16 protein-coding genes are annotated in these 18,808 nt (G+C 70.9%); 11 read left to right on the forward strand and 5 right to left on the reverse strand.

All coding sequences use genetic code 11. The annotated features are described in order from the left end of the window. The 6 genes from ACFY3D_RS24525 to ACFY3D_RS24550 form a co-directional block, all read left to right on the forward strand. Positions 1–1,254, forward strand: a 1,254-nt coding sequence (locus ACFY3D_RS24525; RefSeq protein ID WP_389982992.1) for a WD40 repeat domain-containing protein, incomplete at its 5' end; no start/stop codon positions are given. A gap of 199 nt (positions 1,255–1,453) precedes the next feature. Next, the gene (locus ACFY3D_RS24530; protein WP_389982995.1) at positions 1,454–2,272 is read left to right on the forward strand and encodes a PIG-L family deacetylase; all 819 of its coding nucleotides are present in this window, start codon (positions 1,454–1,456) and stop codon (positions 2,270–2,272) included. Positions 2,273–2,439: 167 nt separating this feature from the next. Beyond that, the gene (locus tag ACFY3D_RS24535) at positions 2,440–4,068 is read left to right on the forward strand and encodes a penicillin-binding transpeptidase domain-containing protein (protein ID WP_389982998.1); all 1,629 of its coding nucleotides are present in this window, start codon (positions 2,440–2,442) and stop codon (positions 4,066–4,068) included. Between the two features lie 38 nt (positions 4,069–4,106). Beyond that, positions 4,107–4,697: a phosphoribosylanthranilate isomerase gene (locus ACFY3D_RS24540; RefSeq protein WP_389983001.1), complete on the forward strand. Its 591-nt coding sequence runs from the start codon at positions 4,107–4,109 to the stop codon at positions 4,695–4,697. 147 nt (positions 4,698–4,844) lie between these two features. Beyond that, positions 4,845–5,417 carry a carboxymuconolactone decarboxylase family protein gene (locus ACFY3D_RS24545; protein WP_389983004.1) on the forward strand — a complete coding sequence of 191 codons (573 nt, stop codon included), beginning with the start codon at positions 4,845–4,847 and terminating at the stop codon, positions 5,415–5,417. Between the two features lie 97 nt (positions 5,418–5,514). Then, a complete protein-coding gene (locus ACFY3D_RS24550; protein WP_389983007.1) occupies positions 5,515–6,048 on the forward strand; it encodes a DUF4396 domain-containing protein in 534 nt (177 codons plus the stop codon). Positions 6,049–6,113: 65 nt separating this feature from the next. Here the strand turns inward: ACFY3D_RS24550 and ACFY3D_RS24555 are convergent, their stop codons facing one another. After that, positions 6,114–6,716, reverse strand: coding sequence for an O-methyltransferase (locus tag ACFY3D_RS24555; protein WP_389983010.1), 603 nt, complete (start codon positions 6,714–6,716; stop codon positions 6,114–6,116). Between the two features lie 184 nt (positions 6,717–6,900). Between ACFY3D_RS24555 and ACFY3D_RS24560 the strand changes: the two genes are divergently transcribed. Beyond that, positions 6,901–7,695 (forward strand): SDR family NAD(P)-dependent oxidoreductase, encoded by a 795-nt coding sequence (locus ACFY3D_RS24560; protein ID WP_389983013.1) that lies wholly within the window; start codon positions 6,901–6,903, stop codon positions 7,693–7,695. 13 nt (positions 7,696–7,708) lie between these two features. Then, positions 7,709–9,634 carry an FUSC family protein gene (locus tag ACFY3D_RS24565; RefSeq protein ID WP_389983016.1) on the forward strand — a complete coding sequence of 642 codons (1,926 nt, stop codon included), beginning with the start codon at positions 7,709–7,711 and terminating at the stop codon, positions 9,632–9,634. A 39-nt stretch (positions 9,635–9,673) separates the two neighbouring features. Here ACFY3D_RS24565 and ACFY3D_RS24570 read toward each other — a convergent pair whose 3' ends face one another. The 3 genes from ACFY3D_RS24570 to ACFY3D_RS24580 form a co-directional block, all read right to left on the reverse strand. Next, positions 9,674–11,047, reverse strand: coding sequence for a GntP family permease (locus ACFY3D_RS24570; protein ID WP_389983019.1), 1,374 nt, complete (start codon positions 11,045–11,047; stop codon positions 9,674–9,676). After that, on the reverse strand, positions 11,044–11,679 hold the full coding sequence (locus ACFY3D_RS24575) for a gluconokinase (RefSeq protein WP_389983022.1): 636 nt from the start codon (positions 11,677–11,679) through the stop codon (positions 11,044–11,046). Before ACFY3D_RS24575 ends, ACFY3D_RS24570 begins: the two co-directional genes overlap by 4 nt. Before the next feature lie 435 nt (positions 11,680–12,114). Further along, positions 12,115–12,930 carry an SAM-dependent methyltransferase gene (locus tag ACFY3D_RS24580; protein ID WP_350949070.1) on the reverse strand — a complete coding sequence of 272 codons (816 nt, stop codon included), beginning with the start codon at positions 12,928–12,930 and terminating at the stop codon, positions 12,115–12,117. A 616-nt stretch (positions 12,931–13,546) separates the two neighbouring features. Between ACFY3D_RS24580 and ACFY3D_RS24585 the strand changes: the two genes are divergently transcribed. Continuing rightward, positions 13,547–13,882, forward strand: coding sequence for a YciI family protein (locus ACFY3D_RS24585; protein WP_362903193.1), 336 nt, complete (start codon positions 13,547–13,549; stop codon positions 13,880–13,882). Positions 13,883–13,930: 48 nt separating this feature from the next. Continuing rightward, positions 13,931–16,102, forward strand: a complete 2,172-nt coding sequence (locus ACFY3D_RS24590) for a sigma-70 family RNA polymerase sigma factor (RefSeq protein ID WP_389983137.1) — start codon at positions 13,931–13,933, stop codon at positions 16,100–16,102. Positions 16,103–16,126: 24 nt separating this feature from the next. Here ACFY3D_RS24590 and ACFY3D_RS24595 read toward each other — a convergent pair whose 3' ends face one another. After that, complete coding sequence (locus ACFY3D_RS24595; protein ID WP_389983025.1) at positions 16,127–17,095, reverse strand: aldo/keto reductase; 969 nt, start codon at positions 17,093–17,095, stop codon at positions 16,127–16,129. A gap of 391 nt (positions 17,096–17,486) precedes the next feature. On the opposite strand from ACFY3D_RS24595, the gene ACFY3D_RS24600 reads away from it, so the two are divergent. Further along, positions 17,487–18,800, forward strand: a complete 1,314-nt coding sequence (locus ACFY3D_RS24600) for a hypothetical protein (RefSeq protein ID WP_389983027.1) — start codon at positions 17,487–17,489, stop codon at positions 18,798–18,800. The last annotated feature ends 8 nt before the right edge of the window (positions 18,801–18,808 follow it).

The raw sequence follows: 18,808 nt of genomic DNA on the forward strand, positions 1-18,808 counted from the left end.
TGGGAGGCCGACGGTGGTGAGCGGGCCGCTCTGACGGGGCATGCGGGGGTGGTTCGTCAGGTGGTGATCTCTCCCGACAGCACCTGGCTCGCCGCCTGCTCCGACGAGGGGACGATCCGGATCTGGCAGTCGGAGCGCGCCGCGAGGCAGAGCCGCAAGGGGAGGACCGGGACGGTCCGCCAGGTGACGATCTCTCCCGAGGGGAGCTGGGTCGCCACCCACTCCGGTGACGGATCGGTGAAACTCTGGAACGAGGACAGGATAGAGGAGGCGACCCTCACCGTTCCCTTGGAAGACGGTCACCACGGCGTGGTCTCACCGGACAAGACGTGGCTCGCCGTCTGGTCCACCGATCACGTCGTGCGGATACGCGGGGCCGGTGGCCGCAGGCGAGCCATCCCGACGGGGCACGCCGGACGCCTGCGGGGGGTGGCGATCGCCCCCGACAGCACCTGGCTCGCGACCTGGTCGGCCGATCGGGCCGTACGACTGTGGGGTGCGGGCGGCAGCAGGAGGGCGGTGCTGAACGGTCACACCGGGCCGGTGCGCGAGGTGGTGATCTCTCCCGACAGCACCTGGCTCGCCACCTGCTCCGAAGACGGCACCGCCCGCGTGTGGTGGGCCGACGGCACCGAGCGCGCCGTCCTGGTCGCGAACATCAGGGCGACGGCACACCTCCTCGTCTCCCCGGACGGCGGCTGGCTCGCCACGCTGTCCATCTACGGGAAGATCCAGCTCTGGAAGCCGGACGGTGCCAGGTACGCCACGCTGAGAAGCAGGGTGGAGGCGATCGAGGAGATCACCGTGGCGCCGAACGGCAGGTGGTTCGCCATCTTCTCCGCCAACGGCACGGCCGGCCTGTGGGGAGCCGACGGCAAGTCGCGGGCCTCGCTCAAGGGATGCCCCGGCCCCGCCCGGGGGGTGACGATCGCCCCCGACGGCACCTGGCTCGCCGCCTGCTTCGACGACGGCGGCGCCCGCGTCTGGTCGGCGGGTGGCACGGAGCGGGCGAGGCTGTCCGGCGGCGAGGGAAGGATCCGCGCGGTGGCCATCTCGCCCGACAGCAACCTGCTCGCCACCTGCTCCGACGACGGCACCATCCGGGTGTGGGACAGGTACGGCGACTCGTTCGCCGCCGGGGCACGGGTCGAGGCGGGCCTCAACTGCCTCGCCTGGTTTCCCACCGGGTTCGCCATAGCCGCCGGTGGCGATCAGGGCCTGTACGGGTTCGACCTCTACCCCCCGCCCGGATAGCGGCCGGCGCGGCGTACCCGACGAGGGGGGACCCGCGACGCGGGACGCGGGGTGGGCCGCTCGCCCCGGAGTGTTCAGGGTCTGGACGCCTCCCGCCCGGAGACGTCGTTCCAGGTGATCCGCCTGTCGCGCTCGACCTCTCGGCAGCGGTCGTAGAGTGGGCCGGTCCGCATGGCTTTTTGCGAATGGGTGGAAAATCATGGATGAGAAGTTGACGCTGATGGCCGTGCACGCCCATCCCGACGACGAGGTGATCAGCACCGGCGGGATCCTCGCCAGATACGCGGACGAGGGTGTCCGTACCGTATTGGTGACCTGCACGAACGGCGAGCAGGGCGACGGTCCCGGCGGGGTGAAGCCGGGGGAGGCCGGCCACGACGCGGAGGCGGTGAGAGCGTTGCGGCTGGAGGAGCTCCGCGAGTCGGCGACCCATCTGGGGATCTCCCACGTCGAGCTGCTCGGCTACCAGGACTCGGGCATGGTCGGCTGGGCGGCCAACGAGGCGCCGGACTCCTTTGCCAACGTGTCTTTCGAGCAGGCCGTCGGCAGGCTCGTCGAGCTGATGGAGCGCTATCGCCCGCAGGTCGTCGTCACCTACGACGAGAACGGCGGTTACGGCCACCCCGACCACATCCAGGCCCACCGGATCGCGGTGGCCGCCACCGAGGCGAGCGGCATTCCCCGCAAGCTCTACTACACCGCCGTGCCCCGGGAGCGGACGGCCGAACTGTTCGCGTATCTCCGCTCGATCGGCGCCGGTCCCGAGGACGTCGAGCTTCCCGACGACTTCGGCGTTCCCGAGGAGCAGATCACCGCCGTGGTCGACGTGTCCTCCCAGGTGGAGCGCAAGCGCAAGGCGCTGGAGGCGCACGCGAGCCAGGGCGACAGCATCTTCCTGCTGCGCATGCCCGCGGAGGCGCAGCACCAGGTGTTCGCGCAGGAGGCCTTCATCCGTCACATCAACCACGTTCCCGCCGCGGGCGATCGAGAGGACGACCTTTTCGACGGTCTCCGTTAGGGAGAGGGCCCCGGCCGGGGAGAGGTGACCTGTCGTGGAGCTCCCCCGGTTGCGCCGCGGGATACGGTGTCATACCGAAGTAGGGAAAAATCTGGTTCGCTGCTTCTTGTCGCCTTTACGATCTTTTCTCTGGTATGCAACTCTGCACACCCGGGGGAGTAGACGGTATGCGTGATCGACGGCTCCTCGCACTGGTCATCTCGGCGGCCACGATCCTCCTCTTCGGCGTGTACGCGGTGGTGGCCGCGCCGGGCGCCGTCGTTGCCTCACCGCCCTCGCCGGCCGGTGACCCCGAGGTCAGGACGAACGCGGTACGGGCGGGGGAGTCGCCCAACCCGGTGCCCGCCTCACCGCCGGCGAACCTGGTCACGCTGACCCCGGCCACACCGAACCCGAACAGCGGTCCCGAGACGACCGCGACGAACTATCTCACCGCCTGGCAGGGGGGCGACCTCGCCGCGATGGAGGGCATGGTCGTCGACCCCCCGGCCGACTTCGGCCCGCGGCACCGCGGCTTCGACGGCGACCTGCGGATCTCCTCGCTCTCCCTTACCCCCGGCGACCTGCGTCACCGAGGTGAGGACGCGGCCGAGATGTCCTTCAACGGGGTACGACAGGTCACGGGGCTGGGCGAGTGGCCGTTCGCCTCCGTCCTGCATTTGGAGTCGCGGTTCGGGGTGTGGAAGGTGCGCTGGACCCCCGAGACGATGCACCCCTCGCTCAAGAACGGCGGGAGCGTGCGGTTGGAGGAGACCGAGGTCCGGCGACCGGCCACGGTGACCCGCGAGGGAGTGCCGTTCCCCCAGGACAGCAGGGCGGAGGACTACTTCACCGGGCTGGGCGACACGGCGGTCATCCTGAAAGTCCGGGAGGAGCCTTCCGGCCAGGTGCTGCGGGAGTCACCGCTCCCGCCGACCTCGGGGAAGAAGACCACGATCTCCCAGCCCGTGCAGGCGGCCGCGGCCCGTGCCCTGGACGGTGTCTCCCAGCCCGCCGCGATCGTGGCCGTGGACGTCGGGACGGCCCAGGTACGAGCGGTGGCGGACACGCTGGACGGGCGGGAGGCGTTCAACGGGCTCTACCCGCCCGGCTCGACGTTCAAGGTCGTGACCGCAGCCGCGCTGCTTCGCGGTGGCCTCACCCCCGACTCCCAGGTCGCCTGCCCCGCCGGCTACACGATCCCCAACGGCAGGAGCTTCAGCGACTCCGACGGCGTCGACCACGGCGGCGTGGCCTTCACCACGGCCTTCGCGCTCTCGTGCAACACCACCTTCGCCCAGCAGGCGTACGAGCGGCTGCGCGACGGCCAGCTGCGCGCCGAGGCGGCCGACCGGTTCGGTTTCCGGGAGAAGCCGGGGCTGAGCTCCTGCCGGATCCAGCCGCCCGGAAACCCGGACGAGCTGGGCTCCGACGCCATCGGCCAGAACTCGGTGCAGGCGAGCCCGCTCTGCATGGCCGAGGTCGCCGCCGCGGTGGCGAGCGGTGTCTGGAAGCCCGCGATCACGACCGACGAGCCTCCCGCGGACTCGCCCGCCCCGGTGCCGCTGGACGAGGGGGTGGCCGCGGGGCTGCGGACGATGATGAGCGCCGTGGTCGCCCGGGGAACGGCCGCCCAGGCCGGGCTCCCGCCGGACACCGCGGGCAAGACCGGCACCGCCGAAGTCGCCGGCGGCGGGGACCACGCCTGGTTCATCGGCTACCGGGGTTCCCTCGCCTTCGCGGTCTTCATCCGGCACGGCGGTGCGGGAGGCAAGGTCGCGGCGCCGATCGCCGCGAGGTTCCTGAACGCCCTCTGAGGCGTTCCGGGTGGGGGAGACGGGCTACCGTACACAGGGTGTACGTGAAGATCTGCGGGCTGCGCGAGCCCGGACATGTGACGGCCGCCGTCGAGGCGGGGGCCGACGCCATCGGGTTCGTCCTCACCAGGAGCTCGCGGCGGGTCACCCCCGCGCGGGCGAGGGAGCTGGCCTCGGCGGTGCCCCCGCACGTGCTGACCGTCGGGGTCTTCGCCGGAGAGCCCTCCGAGGAGGTGAGGGCGGCCACCCTGGAGGCGGGACTGCGCGCCGTCCAGTTGCACGGTGACCACCCGCACGGGGACTTCACCGCGTTGAAGGACCTCGGCGTCACGCTGGTCCGCGCCGGGGCCGCGAGCACCGACCTGCGCTGCGGCGCCCTCGACGAGGACCTGCTCATCGTCGACGCGCCCAGGCCCGGTTCGGGGGAGCCGTGGGACTGGGCGGCCGTGCGCGGGCGCCCGGCGGGCCGCTGGATGCTGGCAGGGGGACTGGCCCCGTCGAACGTGGCCGAGGCGATCGCCGCCGCCCGGCCCTGGGGAGTCGACGTGTCGAGCGGTGTGGAGGTCGCGCCAGGGGTGAAGGACCCCGGCCTCATCAGGGACTTCATCACCGCCGCCCGCGGCGGCTGAGCCTCGCGGGCCCGCGTCCGGGGGCGGCCGTTGCCAAAGTCGTCAACCTCGTTTACGGTATAGACAACCATGTTGACGATATCGCCGTGACGTGCGATCGCCGAACCCGTGTTCCGAGGGCTCGGAACACCCAGAGAGAAGGCTCCCGTGACCACTGACGTCCACCCCCTCTTCCCCACCCACACCGCCGAGAGCGCCCCGGCCGACGCCCGCTCCACCGTCGAGAACGTGAAGCGGAAATTCGGCTACGTCCCCGCGCCGGTCGGCCGGATGGCCACCTCCCCGCAGTTGCTCAAGGGATTCCTGGCGGCGAGCGCCACCTTCGAGCAGACCACCCTCGATCCGATCGACCGCGAGATCGTCGTCATGACGGTCGCCACCCGCAACGGCTGCCACGTCTGCGTGGCGATGCACACCGCCACACTGGTCAGGCTGGAGGCCCCGTCCGAGGTCGTCGAGGCGCTCCGCGCCGGGAAGCCGCTCCCGGACGGGCGCGCCGAGGCGCTCCGGTCGTTCACCCTCGCCGTCATGGACCATCACGGCGCGGTCGGCGACGAGGAGACGCGGGCGTTCCTCGACGCGGGCTACAGTGCGCGGAACGCCCTTGAGGTCGTCCTCGGCGTCGGCGCGTACACGATCTCGACCTTCGCCAACCGCCTGATCGACGCGCCCCTCGACCCGCCGTTCCACGCCTTCGCCTGGGACGGCGACGACAGATAGGGGCGACCGGTTCGCCCTCCGGGCTCTCTGGCCGTTGTCACATACCCCCCACCGGTATAGATTAAGGCTCTTGCCAGAGAGCCATGAGGAGGTAGGGATGTCCGAACCGGCACGGTACGCGAGTCACGCCGACGACGGGGCCGACCATGGATCCGGCCACGGGGCCGATCACGGGTCCGGCGACCACCCGCCGAAGGCCACCTGGCGGGTCGCCGCGTCGGCGACCCTGCACTGCCTCACCGGATGCGCCATCGGCGAGGTGCTCGGCATGGTGATCGGCACGGCTCTGGGATGGCCGAACGTGTCCACCGTCGTCCTCTCCATCGTGCTGGCCTTCTTCTTCGGCTACGCCCTCACCCTGCTCGGGTTGCGCAGGGCCGGCGTCGACTGGCGCAAGGCCGTACGGCTGGCGCTGGCGGCCGACACCCTGTCCATCCTCGTCATGGAGATCGTCGACAACACCGTCATGATCGCGGTTCCCGGCGCGATGGACGCGGAACTCACCTCCGGCCTCTTCTGGGGCGCCCTCGCCTTCGCCCTCCTGGTGGCCTTCCTGGTCACCACGCCCATCAACAAGTGGATCATCGGCCGAGGCAGGGGACACGCCGTCGTCCACTCCTACCACCACTGAGGGACCGTCCTCGACTCCGTCGCCACCCGGAACCGACGCGACCGCGCCGTACGCCGAGCAACGGGCTAAAGGGGGCGGCGAACTCCGATGACGGTGCTGAGATCACCTGACAGGGGGATGTCGACGGCGCGAAGCGCCGGATGGTCCAGCCAGTGGACACGGGCGGAGTCGGGTCGCCCGAGATGCTCCGGCGGCCAGGTGGCCGACGGTGTGAAATCGTCGACGACCAGCACGCCGCCGGGGGTGAGCAGCCGTTCGGGGTCGGCGGCGGCCTCGCCGTTCTTACCCTGGCCGCCCCCGTCCAGCACCAAGAGGTCATAGGGCCCGTACGCGTACACCTCGGTCCAGTCGGCATGCAGGACGCGAACCCCCGGGATGCCGACGAAGATCTCGGCGGCGCCTCTCGCCCTGTGCTCGTCCCGTTCGACACCGATCATCTCGACCCCGGGTCGCGCACCGGTGGCGAGCCACGCCAGACCCACCCCGTACCCCGTTCCCGTCTCGGCGATCCGGCGGGTGGCGCCGCCCGCGAGGGCGCGCAGCAGGCGGCCCTGCTCCGGGAGGCAGGAGAACGCGAATCCGTGTCGCTCGGCCACCGCGACCGCGTGGGCCACCAGCGGTGGAAGACCGGTCTCGCTCCGGTACGCGTCGGTGCCGAACAGGGACATGAGCGCATTATCGGGAAAAGCGTCGTCATGCGGACCGGTTCTCTGCAAATGATCGCTGCCCGCGCGTTCCACCTCGATGGGCGCGGGAACGAACACCGGATCAGCTGGACGACGTATCACCAGGTCGTGATGGTCTCGCCCGCGCCGATGGGCGGCTCCGCACCGGGTTCCAAGGACGTGACGCATGCATATCGATCTCACCGGCAAGACGGCGCTGGTCACCGGGTCCACCCAGGGCATCGGGGCCGCCATCGCCGTCGGTCTCGCGCGGGCGGGCGCGACGGTGGCCGTCAACGGCCGCACACCCGACAAGGTCCAGGCCGCCGGCGAGGCGCTGCGCGCGCAGGTCCCCGATGCGGAGATCGTCCCGCTCGCGGCGGACCTCGCCACCGAGGAGGGCGCGGAGCACGCGGTGGACCTCCTGCCGGAGGTCGACATCCTGGTCAACAACCTCGGGATCTTCGGAGCGAAGGACGCCCTGGAGATCACCGACGACGAGTGGCGCCGCTACTTCGAGGTGAACGTCCTGGCGGCGGTCCGCCTCACCCGTGCCTACCTTCCGGGGATGGTGGCACGCTCCTGGGGTCGCGTCCAGTACATCGCCAGCGACTCCGCGATCGTCACCCCCATCGAGATGATCCAGTACGGCATGTCCAAGACCGCGCTCCTGGCCGTCTCGCGCGGCTTCGCGAAGAAGGCCGCGGGCAGCGGCGTCACCGTGAACTCCGTCATCGCCGGCCCCACCCACACCGGCGGCGTGGAGGAGTTCGTCTACGAACTCGTCGACCGTGACCTGCCCTGGGAGGAGGCCCCGCGTGCCTTCATGAGAGAGCACCGCCCGCAGTCGCTCCTGCAACGGCTGATCGAGCCGGAGGAGATCGCCAACATGGTCGTCTACCTCAGCTCACCACAGGCCTCCGCCACCACGGGTGGTGCCCTGCGCGTCGACGGTGGATACGTCGACGCCATCATCCCCTGAGCGACGGCGAGCGATGCCCTCGCTCTTCCGGCGGACCGCCGACCGGCTGACCGACGCCGCTCCCGGCTGGCTGGTCGAGACGGTCAGGCCCGCACCCGCGCCGCTACGGTGGTGGCCGATGCTGCGCATGGCCGTGGCGGTGACCGGCCCGCTTCTCGTGGCACTCGTCTCCGGGAACGTCGTGGCCGGTCTGCTGCCCGCGATGGGCGCGACGAACGCCGGTCTGGCCGACCGCGGTGGCCCCTACCTGGTCAGGATCGCCAGGATGGGCGCGGCCGGTGCCGCGGGGGCGCTGGGGTATCTCATCGGGGCCGCGGCCCACGGCCACGGCTGGTGGACGGTGCCGGTCGTGGTGGCGGTCGCCGTGCTGTCCGCGCTCATCAGCACGAGCGGGGCGACGGGCTCGGCGGCCGGGCTGCAGCTGCTGGTGATGACCGTGATCGCCACCGGCGTGAAGCTGCCGGGGGCGCCGGGCGCGAACGCGCTGGCGTTCCTGCTGGGTGCGCTCTGGGTGATCGTGCTGGGGGTCGCCGACTGGCCGTTCCACCCCCGGGCGCCGGAGAGGGCCGCCGTGATCGCGGTCTACGAGGCTCTCGACCGGCTGTTCACCGATCACGACACCCTCGCGCTGAGAACGTTCGACACCACTCTCAAGAACGGCTACGACGTCGTGCTCGGCGCCCGCTTCCTGGCCGGAGGGCTGGACCCGGAACGCACCCGCCTGGTCGCCCTGCTGAACCAGGCCTCGCTGATCCGCAACGCCCTGCTCTCGCTGCGCTACGAGGAACGCGGGCTGCCCGAACCGCTCGTGCGAGCCGCCTCCGCCCCCGGGGCCGTCGCAGCCTCGCTCGCCGGTGGACCCGCGCCTCGGGTGCCGTCGTGTTCCTGCGAACGAGGCGACCCGCCCGTCACGCGCGCCCTGTGTCTCGCCGTGCGGGGGGCCGTCGAGCTGGTGTCCGGCGGCGAGGTCGCGAAGGACCAGCTGCCGTACGAACGGGTCGGCTACCGTTCCCGGCTCCGTGACGTGCTGGAGCAGATGTGGCGGGGCCACCTCGCCCGCGTCTACACGGTCAGGCTCGCGCTGTGCATGGGCGTGGCCACCACGCTCAGCGAGTTCGGCTGGTTCGAGCGGTCCTACTGGATGATGCTCACCGTCGCGTTGGTGCTCAAGCCCGATTTCGGGTCGGTGTTCGCCCGCGCCGTGCAGCGCGTGCTCGGCACCCTCGTGGGCACACTGATCGGCACCCTCGTACTCGTCCTGGTGCCGTACGGCCCGCTGCTCCTGGCGCCCATCGCGGTGTGCGCGGCGCTCCTGCCGTACGGCCTGCAACGCAACTGGGGTCTGATGTCGGCCTTCCAGGCGCCGCTGGTCCTGCTCCTGGTGGACCTGCTCACCCGCGGGGGACCCGAGCTGGGGAGGATCCGGCTGGTGGACACGCTGGTCGGATGTGTGATCGTCCTGGTATTGGGCTACCTGCCGTGGTCGTCGAGCTGGGAGGCGCCGGTCGGGCCGCGGTTCGCCGACGCGGTGACGGCCACCGCGAACTACCTGCGGCACGCGTTCGACGGCGGGCACGCCGGCGGGGCGCGACTGCACCGCGGGGCGTACGACGCCCTGGCCGACCTGCGGACGGTTTTCCAGCGGGCGCTGTCCGAACCGCCGGTGATCAGCAGGCGTGTCACCACCTGGATGCCCGCGATGGCCGCGCTGGAACAGGTGGCCGACGCGACCGCCACCACCGTCGCGCGCACCGGGCGCGGCGCGCCGCCACCTCCGAAGGAGGCTGTCCGCGCCCTCGCGGACTCCCTGGAGAAGATCGCCCAGGATGTCCGCGAGGGGCGCGAACCGGCCGGTCCCGGGCCCGATGACGAGGAGAGCCTGGAGCGGGTCGCCTCCGCCGTCCGCTGCCTGCGCGACACGGTCTCCGGACACCACTGACCGGTCCCGGGCCGCGCGAAGGCCGCGGGTCTCGCGGGACTACAGGAAGAGGCTCAGGATCAGGACGAAGACCAGGCCGGCCACCGAGATGACCGTCTCCATCACCGACCAGGTCTTGATGTTCTGGCCCACGGTGAGCCCGAAGTACTCCTTGACCAGCCAGAAGCCCGCGTCGTTGACGTGGGAGAAGAACAGCGAACCCGCGCCGATGGCGAGCACGAGCAGCGAGGTCTCCCCGACGCTGAGGTTGGCGACCAGCGGGGCGAGGATCCCCGAGGCCGTGACGGTCGCGACGGTCGCCGAGCCCGTGGCCAGCCGGATGAGCACGGCGACCAGCCAGGCGAGCAGCAGCACCGACAGGCCGCTGTTCTCCACCCACGTGGCGATGAGGTCGCCGATCCCGGTGTCGATCAGCGTCTGCTTGAAACCACCGCCCGCGGCGACGATCAGCAGGATGCCCGCGATCGGCGGCAGCGACTGTTCCAGGGACTTCGCGACCGCCTTCCTGTCCATTCCGGCGCCGAGGCCCAGGGTGAACATCGCGACGAGGACGGCGATGAGCAGCGCCACCAGCGGCGTACCGAGGAAGTCGAGCACGGTGCGCAGGACGTTGCCCTCGGAGAGGAGGATGTCGGCGAGGGCCTTGCCCATCATCAGCGCGACCGGCAGCAGCACGGTGGCGAGCGTGACGCCGAACGACGGGCGCCGGGTGTCCTCCGCCGAGGGCCGGGCCTCGTAGAGCTCCGGCGCCGGTACGTCCACCCAGCGGGCCGCGTACTTGGCGAACAGCGGCCCCGCGATGGCGACCGTCGGGATGGCGACGAGCACGCCCAGGCCCAGCGTGATGCCGAGGTCGGCGTTGAGCGCGTCGATGGCGACCAGCGGGCCCGGGTGCGGGGGAACGAGCCCGTGCATCACGGAAAGGCCCGCGAGCGCGGGTATGCCGACCCGGATCAGGGAGAGGCCGGAGCGGCGCGAGACCAGGAAGATGACCGGCATCAGCAGGACGAGGCCGATCTCGAAGAACATCGGCAGGCCGATCAGCGCGCCCACCGCGGCCATCGCCCAGGGCAGGGATCGGGGGTTGGACCGGCCGACGATCGTGTCCACGATCTCGTCGGCCCCGCCGGAGTCGGCGAGCAGCTTGCCGAACATCGCGCCGAGCGCGATGAGCGTGCCGACACCGGCCGCGGTGCTGCCGAACCCGTCGCTGAAGGCGGCGATGGTGTCGGTCATCGCGAGGCCCGCGACGGCTCCGACCGCGAGCGAGCCGAGGGTGAGGCTCAGGAAGGGGTGGAGCTTGAAGTACGTGATCAGTACGACGATCAGCGCGATGCCGACGAGCGCCGCCGGGATGAGCCTTCCGGGGGAGGTGTCGGCGGGCGCGGCGAGGGTGGTGAGGAGGGGGCTCACCTCGGGCTCCCGGCCTCGTCGTCCGGGTCTGAGGTCCGGGACGCGGCCGGGGCGGTGGAGTCGGCGGGGGGCGGGTTCGTTTCCGTTCCGGGGGCGGACGTCGTCTGGGCGGTCGCGGCGAGGTAGGCGTCCACGAGTTCGTCCACGGAGGCGGAGAAGTCGAGGACGATCCCCTGCTCGTCGGGCTCCAGGGGCTCCAGCGTCTTGAACTGCGACTCGACCAGCGAGGTGGGCATGAAGTGCCCCGGGCGGCCGGCCACTCTGCGGCGCACGGCGTCCACCTCGCCGTGGAGGTGGACGAAGCTCACCGTCGGCGCGGCCTCGCGCAGGATGTCGCGGTAGCTCCGTTTGAGCGCTGAGCAGCTCGCCACACCGCCGGTGGCGGCGTGCTCGCTGAGCCAGGTGCCGATCGCGCGCAGCCAGGGCAGCCTGTCCTCGTCGTCGAGGGGGATCCCGTCCGACATCTTGGCGATGTTGGCCTCGCTGTGGAAGTCGTCGGCGTCGGCGAACGGCACCCGTAGCCGCTGGCCGAGGGCGGCGCCCACGGTGGTCTTGCCGGAACCGGTCACCCCCATGACGACGATCAGCGCGGCGCCGGGGGGCGGTGAGGCGGGGTCCTTAGCGGGGTTCATGGAGACGACCTCCCATGTCGATCTTGGTTGATCTTCGCGACGGCCTGGCCGGATGAGTGGTGCGCGATCCGGGGTCGGCGTTACAAAAACATCCTTTTGTGGAGATATGTCACCGTTTGTCGCAGTTGGTTGCTGCGGGAGGCAACGAGCGGACGACTATGGGACTGCACCGGAGCGTCCTGAATAAACCCGGTTCGGGGGCCGTGTCTGACGATCTCCGCTGAATCTTCTCGCCGGTCGGGCGCCCAGGCTTGGGCACTCCGCCCCCTGTCGGGGGCGCGAGAGGGCTCTCCGTGACGCGCCGCGCCATCGAGGGGTCGCGATCCGGCCCCCACAGGGGACGTACGGGGCGATGTGCCGCAATCGGAGCACCGAAGCCGGTGCGCACCGAGAGGCCGGAAGGACGCAAACGACAAAAGGCCGGAGAAGGACTCGTCAGGGCTTGCGGGCGACACCGCAGAACTGGGACACCTCAGGAGAATCGCCCCACGGGGTGCGTTCCGAACGCCAGCGTGAACAGGAGACCACGCCGGGCTCCAGGAGTTCCAGGCCGTCGAAGAACGAGGCGACGTGGTGGCGGTCGCGGGCCACGATCGGGGTGCCGCCCCGCTCCATGAACTGTCGCATCGCCTCGTGCATCGCCTCGCCGTGAACCTCGGCGGTGGCGTGCGCGATCACCAGGTGGCTGCCCGAGGGGACGGCGTCGACCAGTTCCCTCACGACCTTTCCCGCCTCCTCGTCATCGGTGAGGTGGTGCAGGATTCCCAGCAGCATCAGCGCGACGGGCCTGGTGAGGTCGAGGGTCTCCGCCGCCGCCCGCAGGATGTGCTGGGGGTCGCGCAGGTCGGCGTCGATGTAGTCGGTGGCACCCTCTGAGTTGCCGACGAGCAGTGCGCGGGCGTGAACCAGGACCAGCGGGTCGTTGTCGACGTAGACGACCCTGGACTCCGGGGCGATCCGCTGAGCCACCTCGTGCGTGTTGTCGGCGGTGGGAAGGCCCGTGCCGATGTCGAGGAACTGGCGAATCCCGGCCTCGGCGACGAGATATTGCACGCAGCGGCCGAGGAACGCCCGGTCGGCCCGCGCCGAGTCGACGATGCCGGGGATGAGCTGCTCGACCATGTCCCCGGCCTCGCGGTCGGCGGGGTAGTTGTCCTTTCCGCCCAGCCAGTAATTCCAGATGCGGGCCGAATGTGGCCGACCGGCATCGAGCTCCACGGGCTGCCAGCCGGATTCGCGAGAGGTACTCATGGGGGTCAGGTCCGTTCATGAGGAATTCGCATCGAATGAGACAGGGGGTAGTTGATCACAATGGTGATGTTCACGGCAAATCTCCCAGGGATCATAGCGGTCACCGAGGTGATCCACGCGATTCCGGAACGTGGGTGACCGGAAGGTGGACGGCACCCTCGTGGCGTCCTCACTGAGACGGAAACGCGGCGATCGTGGGCGGGAATTCGCTCGTCGCGGAACGTGTGCCCGTTTCTGCCGGGCCTCGTCGCGAGGTCCCGTTCTCTCACCACGGAGGTGCAGGATATCCGGGGAGAATACGCCGATGTCGCGATCGTTAAAAAGCTTATGACTTTATTGAGGTTTCCCTAAGACGAATGCGTGGGCCAGGCGGACCAAGGGGTGGAGGCGTTGATTCGCCGGCAGCCGACCGGTGAGCGCGCCGCTGCCCGAGTCGCGAACACGCCGCGAACACGGAATCGGCCCGCGCCTCCCCGTACCGCCGCATCGCATTCCCTGTCACATCCGGGCTACTGTCCTGGTCAGAGGGTGCGTGTCGATTTCCCGCCGATCCGTTCGACGCGTAGCCGAGGACCGGCGAGGATCGGTCACCTGACCACCCGAAGGAGATACGGCAATGCGATTTCTGATGACGACCAGGGGCAGCGACGACATGGCACCCCCGACCGAGGCGATGCACGCCGAGATGGCCGCCTTCGTCCAGGAGATGATCCAGGCGGGAGTGGTGCTCGCGACCGGTGGCCTGGACCCGGCCGGCACCCACATCTCCTCCTCCGCCGGGGAGATCACCGTCACCGACGGGCCGTTCACCGAGGCGAAGGAGGCGATCGTCAGCTTCGCGCTCGTCGAGGTGCGCTCCAAGGAGGAGGCGATCGAGCTGTCCCGGCGCTTCTGGAAGATCGTCGGCGACGGCGAGGGAGACATCCAGCAGGTCTTCGGCCCGGAGGACTGATCGGATGCTTGCGTACCCGGCCGGGCGAATGCTCTGATCGAGCGCGTGATGTCCGGGGACGCCCACCGCGCGGTCGACGCGGTCTGGAAAATGGAGTCGGCGAGGATCGTCGCCGGGCTCGTCCGGATGGTGGGCGACGTGGGGATGGCCGAGGAGCTCGCGCAGGACGCGCTCCTGGCCGCCCTCGAACAGTGGCCGGGGGCCGGCGTCCCGGACAATCCGGGCGCCTGGCTCATGGCCGTCGCCAAGCGCCGCGCCATCGACCACCTGCGCCGGGAGAAGCGGCTCGACCTCAGGCACGAGGAGCTCGCCCACGACCTCGCCACCCGGCAGGACACCGCCGGGGCCGACGTCGACGCGGCCCTCGACGACGAGGTGCGTGACGACGTCCTGCGCCTGATGTTCGTCTCCTGCCACCCGGCACTGCCCGCCGAGTCCCGGGTGGCTCTGACGCTGCGACTGCTCGGGGGCCTGCGCACCGACGAGATCGCGCGTGCCTTCCTCGTCTCGGAATCGACCGTCGCGCAGCGCGTCGTCCGGGCCAAGCGCACCCTCGCCGCCCTCCGGATCCCGTTCGAGGTCCCGGAGGGTCCGGACCGGGCGGCGCGCCTGTCGTCGGTCCTCGAGGTCGTCTACCTGGTGTTCAACGAGGGGTACGCGGCGAGCGCCGGTGACGACTGGATGCGCCAGGACCTCTGCCAGGAGGCGCTGCGCCTCGGCCGCCTGCTGGCCGCACTCGCGCCGGGCGAGGCGGAGGCGCACGGCCTGGTCGCGCTGATGGAGCTCCAGGCATCGCGATCGGCGGCCAGGACAGGGCCGTCGGGAGAGCCCGTCGCGCTGCACGAGCAGAATCGCGGACGCTGGGACCGGCTCCTCATCGACCGGGGAATCGCGGCCCTGCTGCGCGCCAGGCGGTGTGAGGCACCTCTCGGCCCGTACGTGCTGCAGGCCGCCATCGCCGTATGTCACGCGCAGGCCCGTACGGCCGAGGAGACCGACTGGCAGCAGATCGCCGCCCTGTACGCGGCGCTCGTCCGGGTGCTGCCCACTCCGGTCGTGCAGCTCAACCGCGCGGTCGCGCTGGCGATGGCCCACGGTCCCGAAGCGGGTCTGGCGCTCGCCGACACGCTCGTCGGAGCACCCGCGCTCAAGGGCTACCACCGCCTGCCCAGCGTGCGCGGCGACCTGCTGGCCAGGCTCGGCCGCCACGAGGAGGCGCGGCGGGAGTTCGAACGCGCCGCGGCCCTCACCCTCAACGTGCCGGAACGCACGATCCTCACGCGACGCGCCGCGGCCTGCGCCGCCCTCGTCGCACGGAGAACACCCGGAACGGTGGGCTCGCAGGGGGCGGCCGGCACCCCGGCCGGGGCATCGGGAAGGGCCGGGCAGAAAGCGGGCCTCACCCTGGCCGAGGCCGCCATCGCCTTCCTCGCCCGTGGCGACCTGGACGCCGCGACCGTCCGCTCCTACCGTCAGACCATGAACCGGCTGCGCCGAGATCTCGGAGACGACATCCCGCTGTCGGACGTGAGCTCCGCGCGGGTCGCGGAGGTCTTCACCGACGCGTGGGGCAACGCGGCCCCCGCCACATGGAACCGCCACCGCGGGGCCGTCCGCTCCTTCAGTACCTGGATCACCGCCCGGGGCACACCGGTCGGTGGCCCGGGGGACGACCCGGAGCGGGGCCCGCTCGACAGGCCGGATCGCAGGCCGGCCGGTCAGGCGGACAGCGGGCAGTCCGGCGACCTGACCGGCGGTGTGCCCCGCGACCTGGCCGCCGCGCTCGGGCGCAGGCCCGAGCCCAGGGGGCGCACCCGTCCCATCGACAGGCCGCACGTCGAGGCGCTCTGGGAGCGCCCGGACATCGCCCCGCGCGAACGCGCCCTGTGGTCGCTGCTGTACGAGAGCGGGGCCGGGGCGGGCCCGGCGCTCTCGCTCAACGTCGAGGACCTCGACCTGGCGGGGATGCGCGGCAAGGTGGCCACCGGGTCCGGCTGGATCCACTGGCGTTCCGGCACCGCCGAACTCATCCCCGCCCTCGTCGCGGGCCGGCGCCGGGGCCCGCTGTTCCTGTCCGACCGCAGACCCGGCCCCGGCCGGCCTCCCGCACCCGCCGACCTGTGCCCGGAGACCGGTCGCCGCAGGCTCTCCTACGAACGGGCCGAATACCTGTTCAAGCGGGCCACCGGCTACACCCTCAACCAGCTCAGGACCCGATAGGGCCCCATCCGCGCTCCGTCGCCGTCAGCTCCAGGGCAGTGCGCCGCGCCGTGCCCAGTAGCCGTCGGGGTCTTCCTCCAAGCCGGCGAGCCGCTCGTCCAGCTCCGCGTCCCACTCGATCTCGGCCGCGCCGAGGTTGTCGCGCAACTGCCCGGCCGAGACCGCGCCGCTCAGCACCACGCCCGCCCACGGCCTGGCGAGTACGGCCGCCAGCGCGAGCGCGTCCGGCGTGGTGTTCCGCTCACGCGCGACGGTCGCGAGCGCGGCGGGTGCCGCGCGAGCGGTCAGCCGGCCGTTCGCCACGCCCTCCTTGACGATCACCCCCATTCCCGCCTCGTGCGCCCGCCCGAGCGCCTCACCGGCCGAGCGTTCCAGCAGGTTCCACGTCGACTGCACCGCGTCGAACAGCCCGGCCCCGATCGCCCGTTCGATCGTGTCCGCCTGGCGCGGCCCGCTCGTCGACAGCCCGACCGCGACCCCTTCCGCCCGCAGCGCGCGCAAACCGTCGAGCACGTCCTCGTCGTCGAGCACCCCGCTCTCGATCGTGGCCGAGTGGATCTGGTAGAGCGACAGGTGCTCACCGAGCAGCGCGCGCGTCTGGTCCAGCTGGACGCGGAGCCGGTCGGCGGTGAGCTCCTTCACCTCGTGCCGCTCGGCGTTCAGCCGCCAGTCGCCGACGTAGGCGTATCCCCACTTCGAGCCGACCACGACGTCTCCCGGGGCGATCCCGCGCTCGCGCAGCCACCCGGCGAGGAACTCCTCGGCCCGCCCGTACGAGCGCGCCGTGTCGAGGTAGCGCACGCCCGCCGCCCACGCGGCGTCGAGTACGGCCCAGGTGCGTGACCGCATCGTGGCGACGTCCCGCCCTTCGCCGAGGTCCTCGGCGCGGCCGAGCGTGATGTAGGCGGGACGACCGAGGGCCGCCAGGCCCAGGCCGAGCGGCGTCACGGACAGGGAGGTCTGGCCCAGAGGGCGTCGGACCAGCGCGTTCATTGCACCCAATATAGCGACCACGGCGCTCGGGGGCTTTCGGAGCGTTCGGGCACGGGGAGTCCACGATCTCCGGCACGCCGCCCCGAACCGCGGCGCACCGGGTCATCGGCCGCCGTCTCCATCGCACCGTGTCGCACCGGCGGCGGTTATCATCGCCGAGGCCGCCCACGGCTTTATATATCGAAATGGTGTTATATCTTCTTTTTTCTCTTGTGGAGGTTTAGTCGCTTATTGAAAGTCCGTCATCCCGTGGAGTGGGGGAGTCTTGACCTGCTTTCTTTGAAAATCATACGATTTCTAGACTTATAAGAATGTGGGGCCAAAGGCGGAAAACAGTCGGCTCCGCAGGGATACGGGGAAATGCTCCGGCCCGAGTGGTTCTGGAGGGCGTATGGGGAAGTGGCGGGCCGCGATCGTCGCGGTGCTGGCGCTGTTGGTCCTGGGCGCGGGAGCGCCGTTCCAGGAGGCGGCCGAGAAGTCGTACGAGGTGTGGCTCGTCGACCAGTCCAATACCAACGGGCTCGTCCACGGTGGCACCGTCAGTGTGTACTCCGGGCGTGACGTCACCAAGCAGTTGTCGTCGGCGCGGCCCGTCCACGTCATAGACCTGGGCGGCGCGACCTCGTCCCTCTGCCTGGCGAGGACCGGCAGCGTGCCCGTACGCCCGCACATGATCGTTTTCAACAAGGCCGACACCCACGCCGCGCTCGCCTTCGTCGCCAGCGGCCACGTGGTCGTCTTCGACGCCCGCACCCGGCAGCCGCTCACCTGCCTGCTCACCGAGGTCGGAGCGGGAGGGGCACGACAGGCTCACGCCCTCTGGCCCACCGAGGACGACAGATACCTGATCGTCTCCAACCAGAACGGCAAGAAGCTGGAGCGCGTCAGCACCGACTACGCCTCGAACACCTTCGTCCAGCAACCTGCCGCGACGATCGACCTGGCCGGTTGCACCACCCCGAACGGCGTGCCGTGCCAGTCGCCCGTGCTCCGGCCGGACAACGCGCCGATCTGCCCGTTCATCGCCTCGGACAACGGCCCGGTCTTCGTCAGCCTGCGGGGCGGCGGGATGCTCGTGGTCGACTGGCACACGACGCCGATGTCGATCGTGGGGGAGTACGACGCGACCAGGATCCCGGCGAACGGATGCGGGTTCATCGAGGCGAAGGACACCGTCTTCGGCAACGGGGGCGGGGGCACGCCCGCCAACCTCGACCAGTTCAGCGTCTTTAGGCTGCCGATGGGCGGCTACTCGCCCGCCAACCCGCCCAACACCCCGGCGGTCCAGGCGCTCTTCGACGACGACTCGCCCGAGCGCGACGCCCACGGCGTCCTCGCCTCCGCCGGGGAGCGTCACGTGTGGGCCGGTGACCGTGACGCCAACGTCGCGGAGGTCTTCGACGGGGCGAGCGGCGCCCACGTCGGCACCGTCGACCTCGTCTCGCCGTTCAGCGCGGATCCGACGGTCGACCTCTTCGCCGTCTCCCCGGACCACAAGTGGGCCTTCGCCTCAACGCGGGGGCCGAACCCGCTCTCCGGGGACCCGCACTCCTCCCACGGGAGCGACCCGGGGATGCTCATCCTCAAACTGACCGGCAACGGTAAGAAGGGCACGGTCGAGGGCCTGATCCGGATCTCCAACGTGGACGCGGGCGGTGTCCAGCGGGCCGACGCCCACGGCATCCGCGTGCGGCGTACGGACTGACCGGAACC

The sequence above is a fragment of the Streptosporangium sp. NPDC000509 genome (genome assembly GCF_042898365.1).
Classification (GTDB): Bacteria; Actinomycetota; Actinomycetes; order Streptosporangiales; family Streptosporangiaceae; genus Streptosporangium.

Coding starts and splice junctions, on each gene's coding strand:
- ACFY3D_RS24600 (WP_389983027.1), top strand. CDS start 17,487: ATGGGGAAGTGGCGGGCCGCGATCGTCGCGGTGCTGGCGCTGTTGGTC.
- ACFY3D_RS24580 (WP_350949070.1), bottom strand. CDS start 12,930: ATGAGTACCTCTCGCGAATCCGGCTGGCAGCCCGTGGAGCTCGATGCC.
- ACFY3D_RS24555 (WP_389983010.1), bottom strand. CDS start 6,716: ATGTCCCTGTTCGGCACCGACGCGTACCGGAGCGAGACCGGTCTTCCA.
- ACFY3D_RS24550 (WP_389983007.1), top strand. CDS start 5,515: ATGTCCGAACCGGCACGGTACGCGAGTCACGCCGACGACGGGGCCGAC.
- ACFY3D_RS24535 (WP_389982998.1), top strand. CDS start 2,440: ATGCGTGATCGACGGCTCCTCGCACTGGTCATCTCGGCGGCCACGATC.
- ACFY3D_RS24530 (WP_389982995.1), top strand. CDS start 1,454: ATGGATGAGAAGTTGACGCTGATGGCCGTGCACGCCCATCCCGACGAC.
- ACFY3D_RS24560 (WP_389983013.1), top strand. CDS start 6,901: ATGCATATCGATCTCACCGGCAAGACGGCGCTGGTCACCGGGTCCACC.
- ACFY3D_RS24565 (WP_389983016.1), top strand. CDS start 7,709: ATGCCCTCGCTCTTCCGGCGGACCGCCGACCGGCTGACCGACGCCGCT.
- ACFY3D_RS24575 (WP_389983022.1), bottom strand. CDS start 11,679: ATGAACCCCGCTAAGGACCCCGCCTCACCGCCCCCCGGCGCCGCGCTG.
- ACFY3D_RS24585 (WP_362903193.1), top strand. CDS start 13,547: ATGCGATTTCTGATGACGACCAGGGGCAGCGACGACATGGCACCCCCG.
- ACFY3D_RS24595 (WP_389983025.1), bottom strand. CDS start 17,095: ATGAACGCGCTGGTCCGACGCCCTCTGGGCCAGACCTCCCTGTCCGTG.
- ACFY3D_RS24590 (WP_389983137.1), top strand. CDS start 13,931: ATGTCCGGGGACGCCCACCGCGCGGTCGACGCGGTCTGGAAAATGGAG.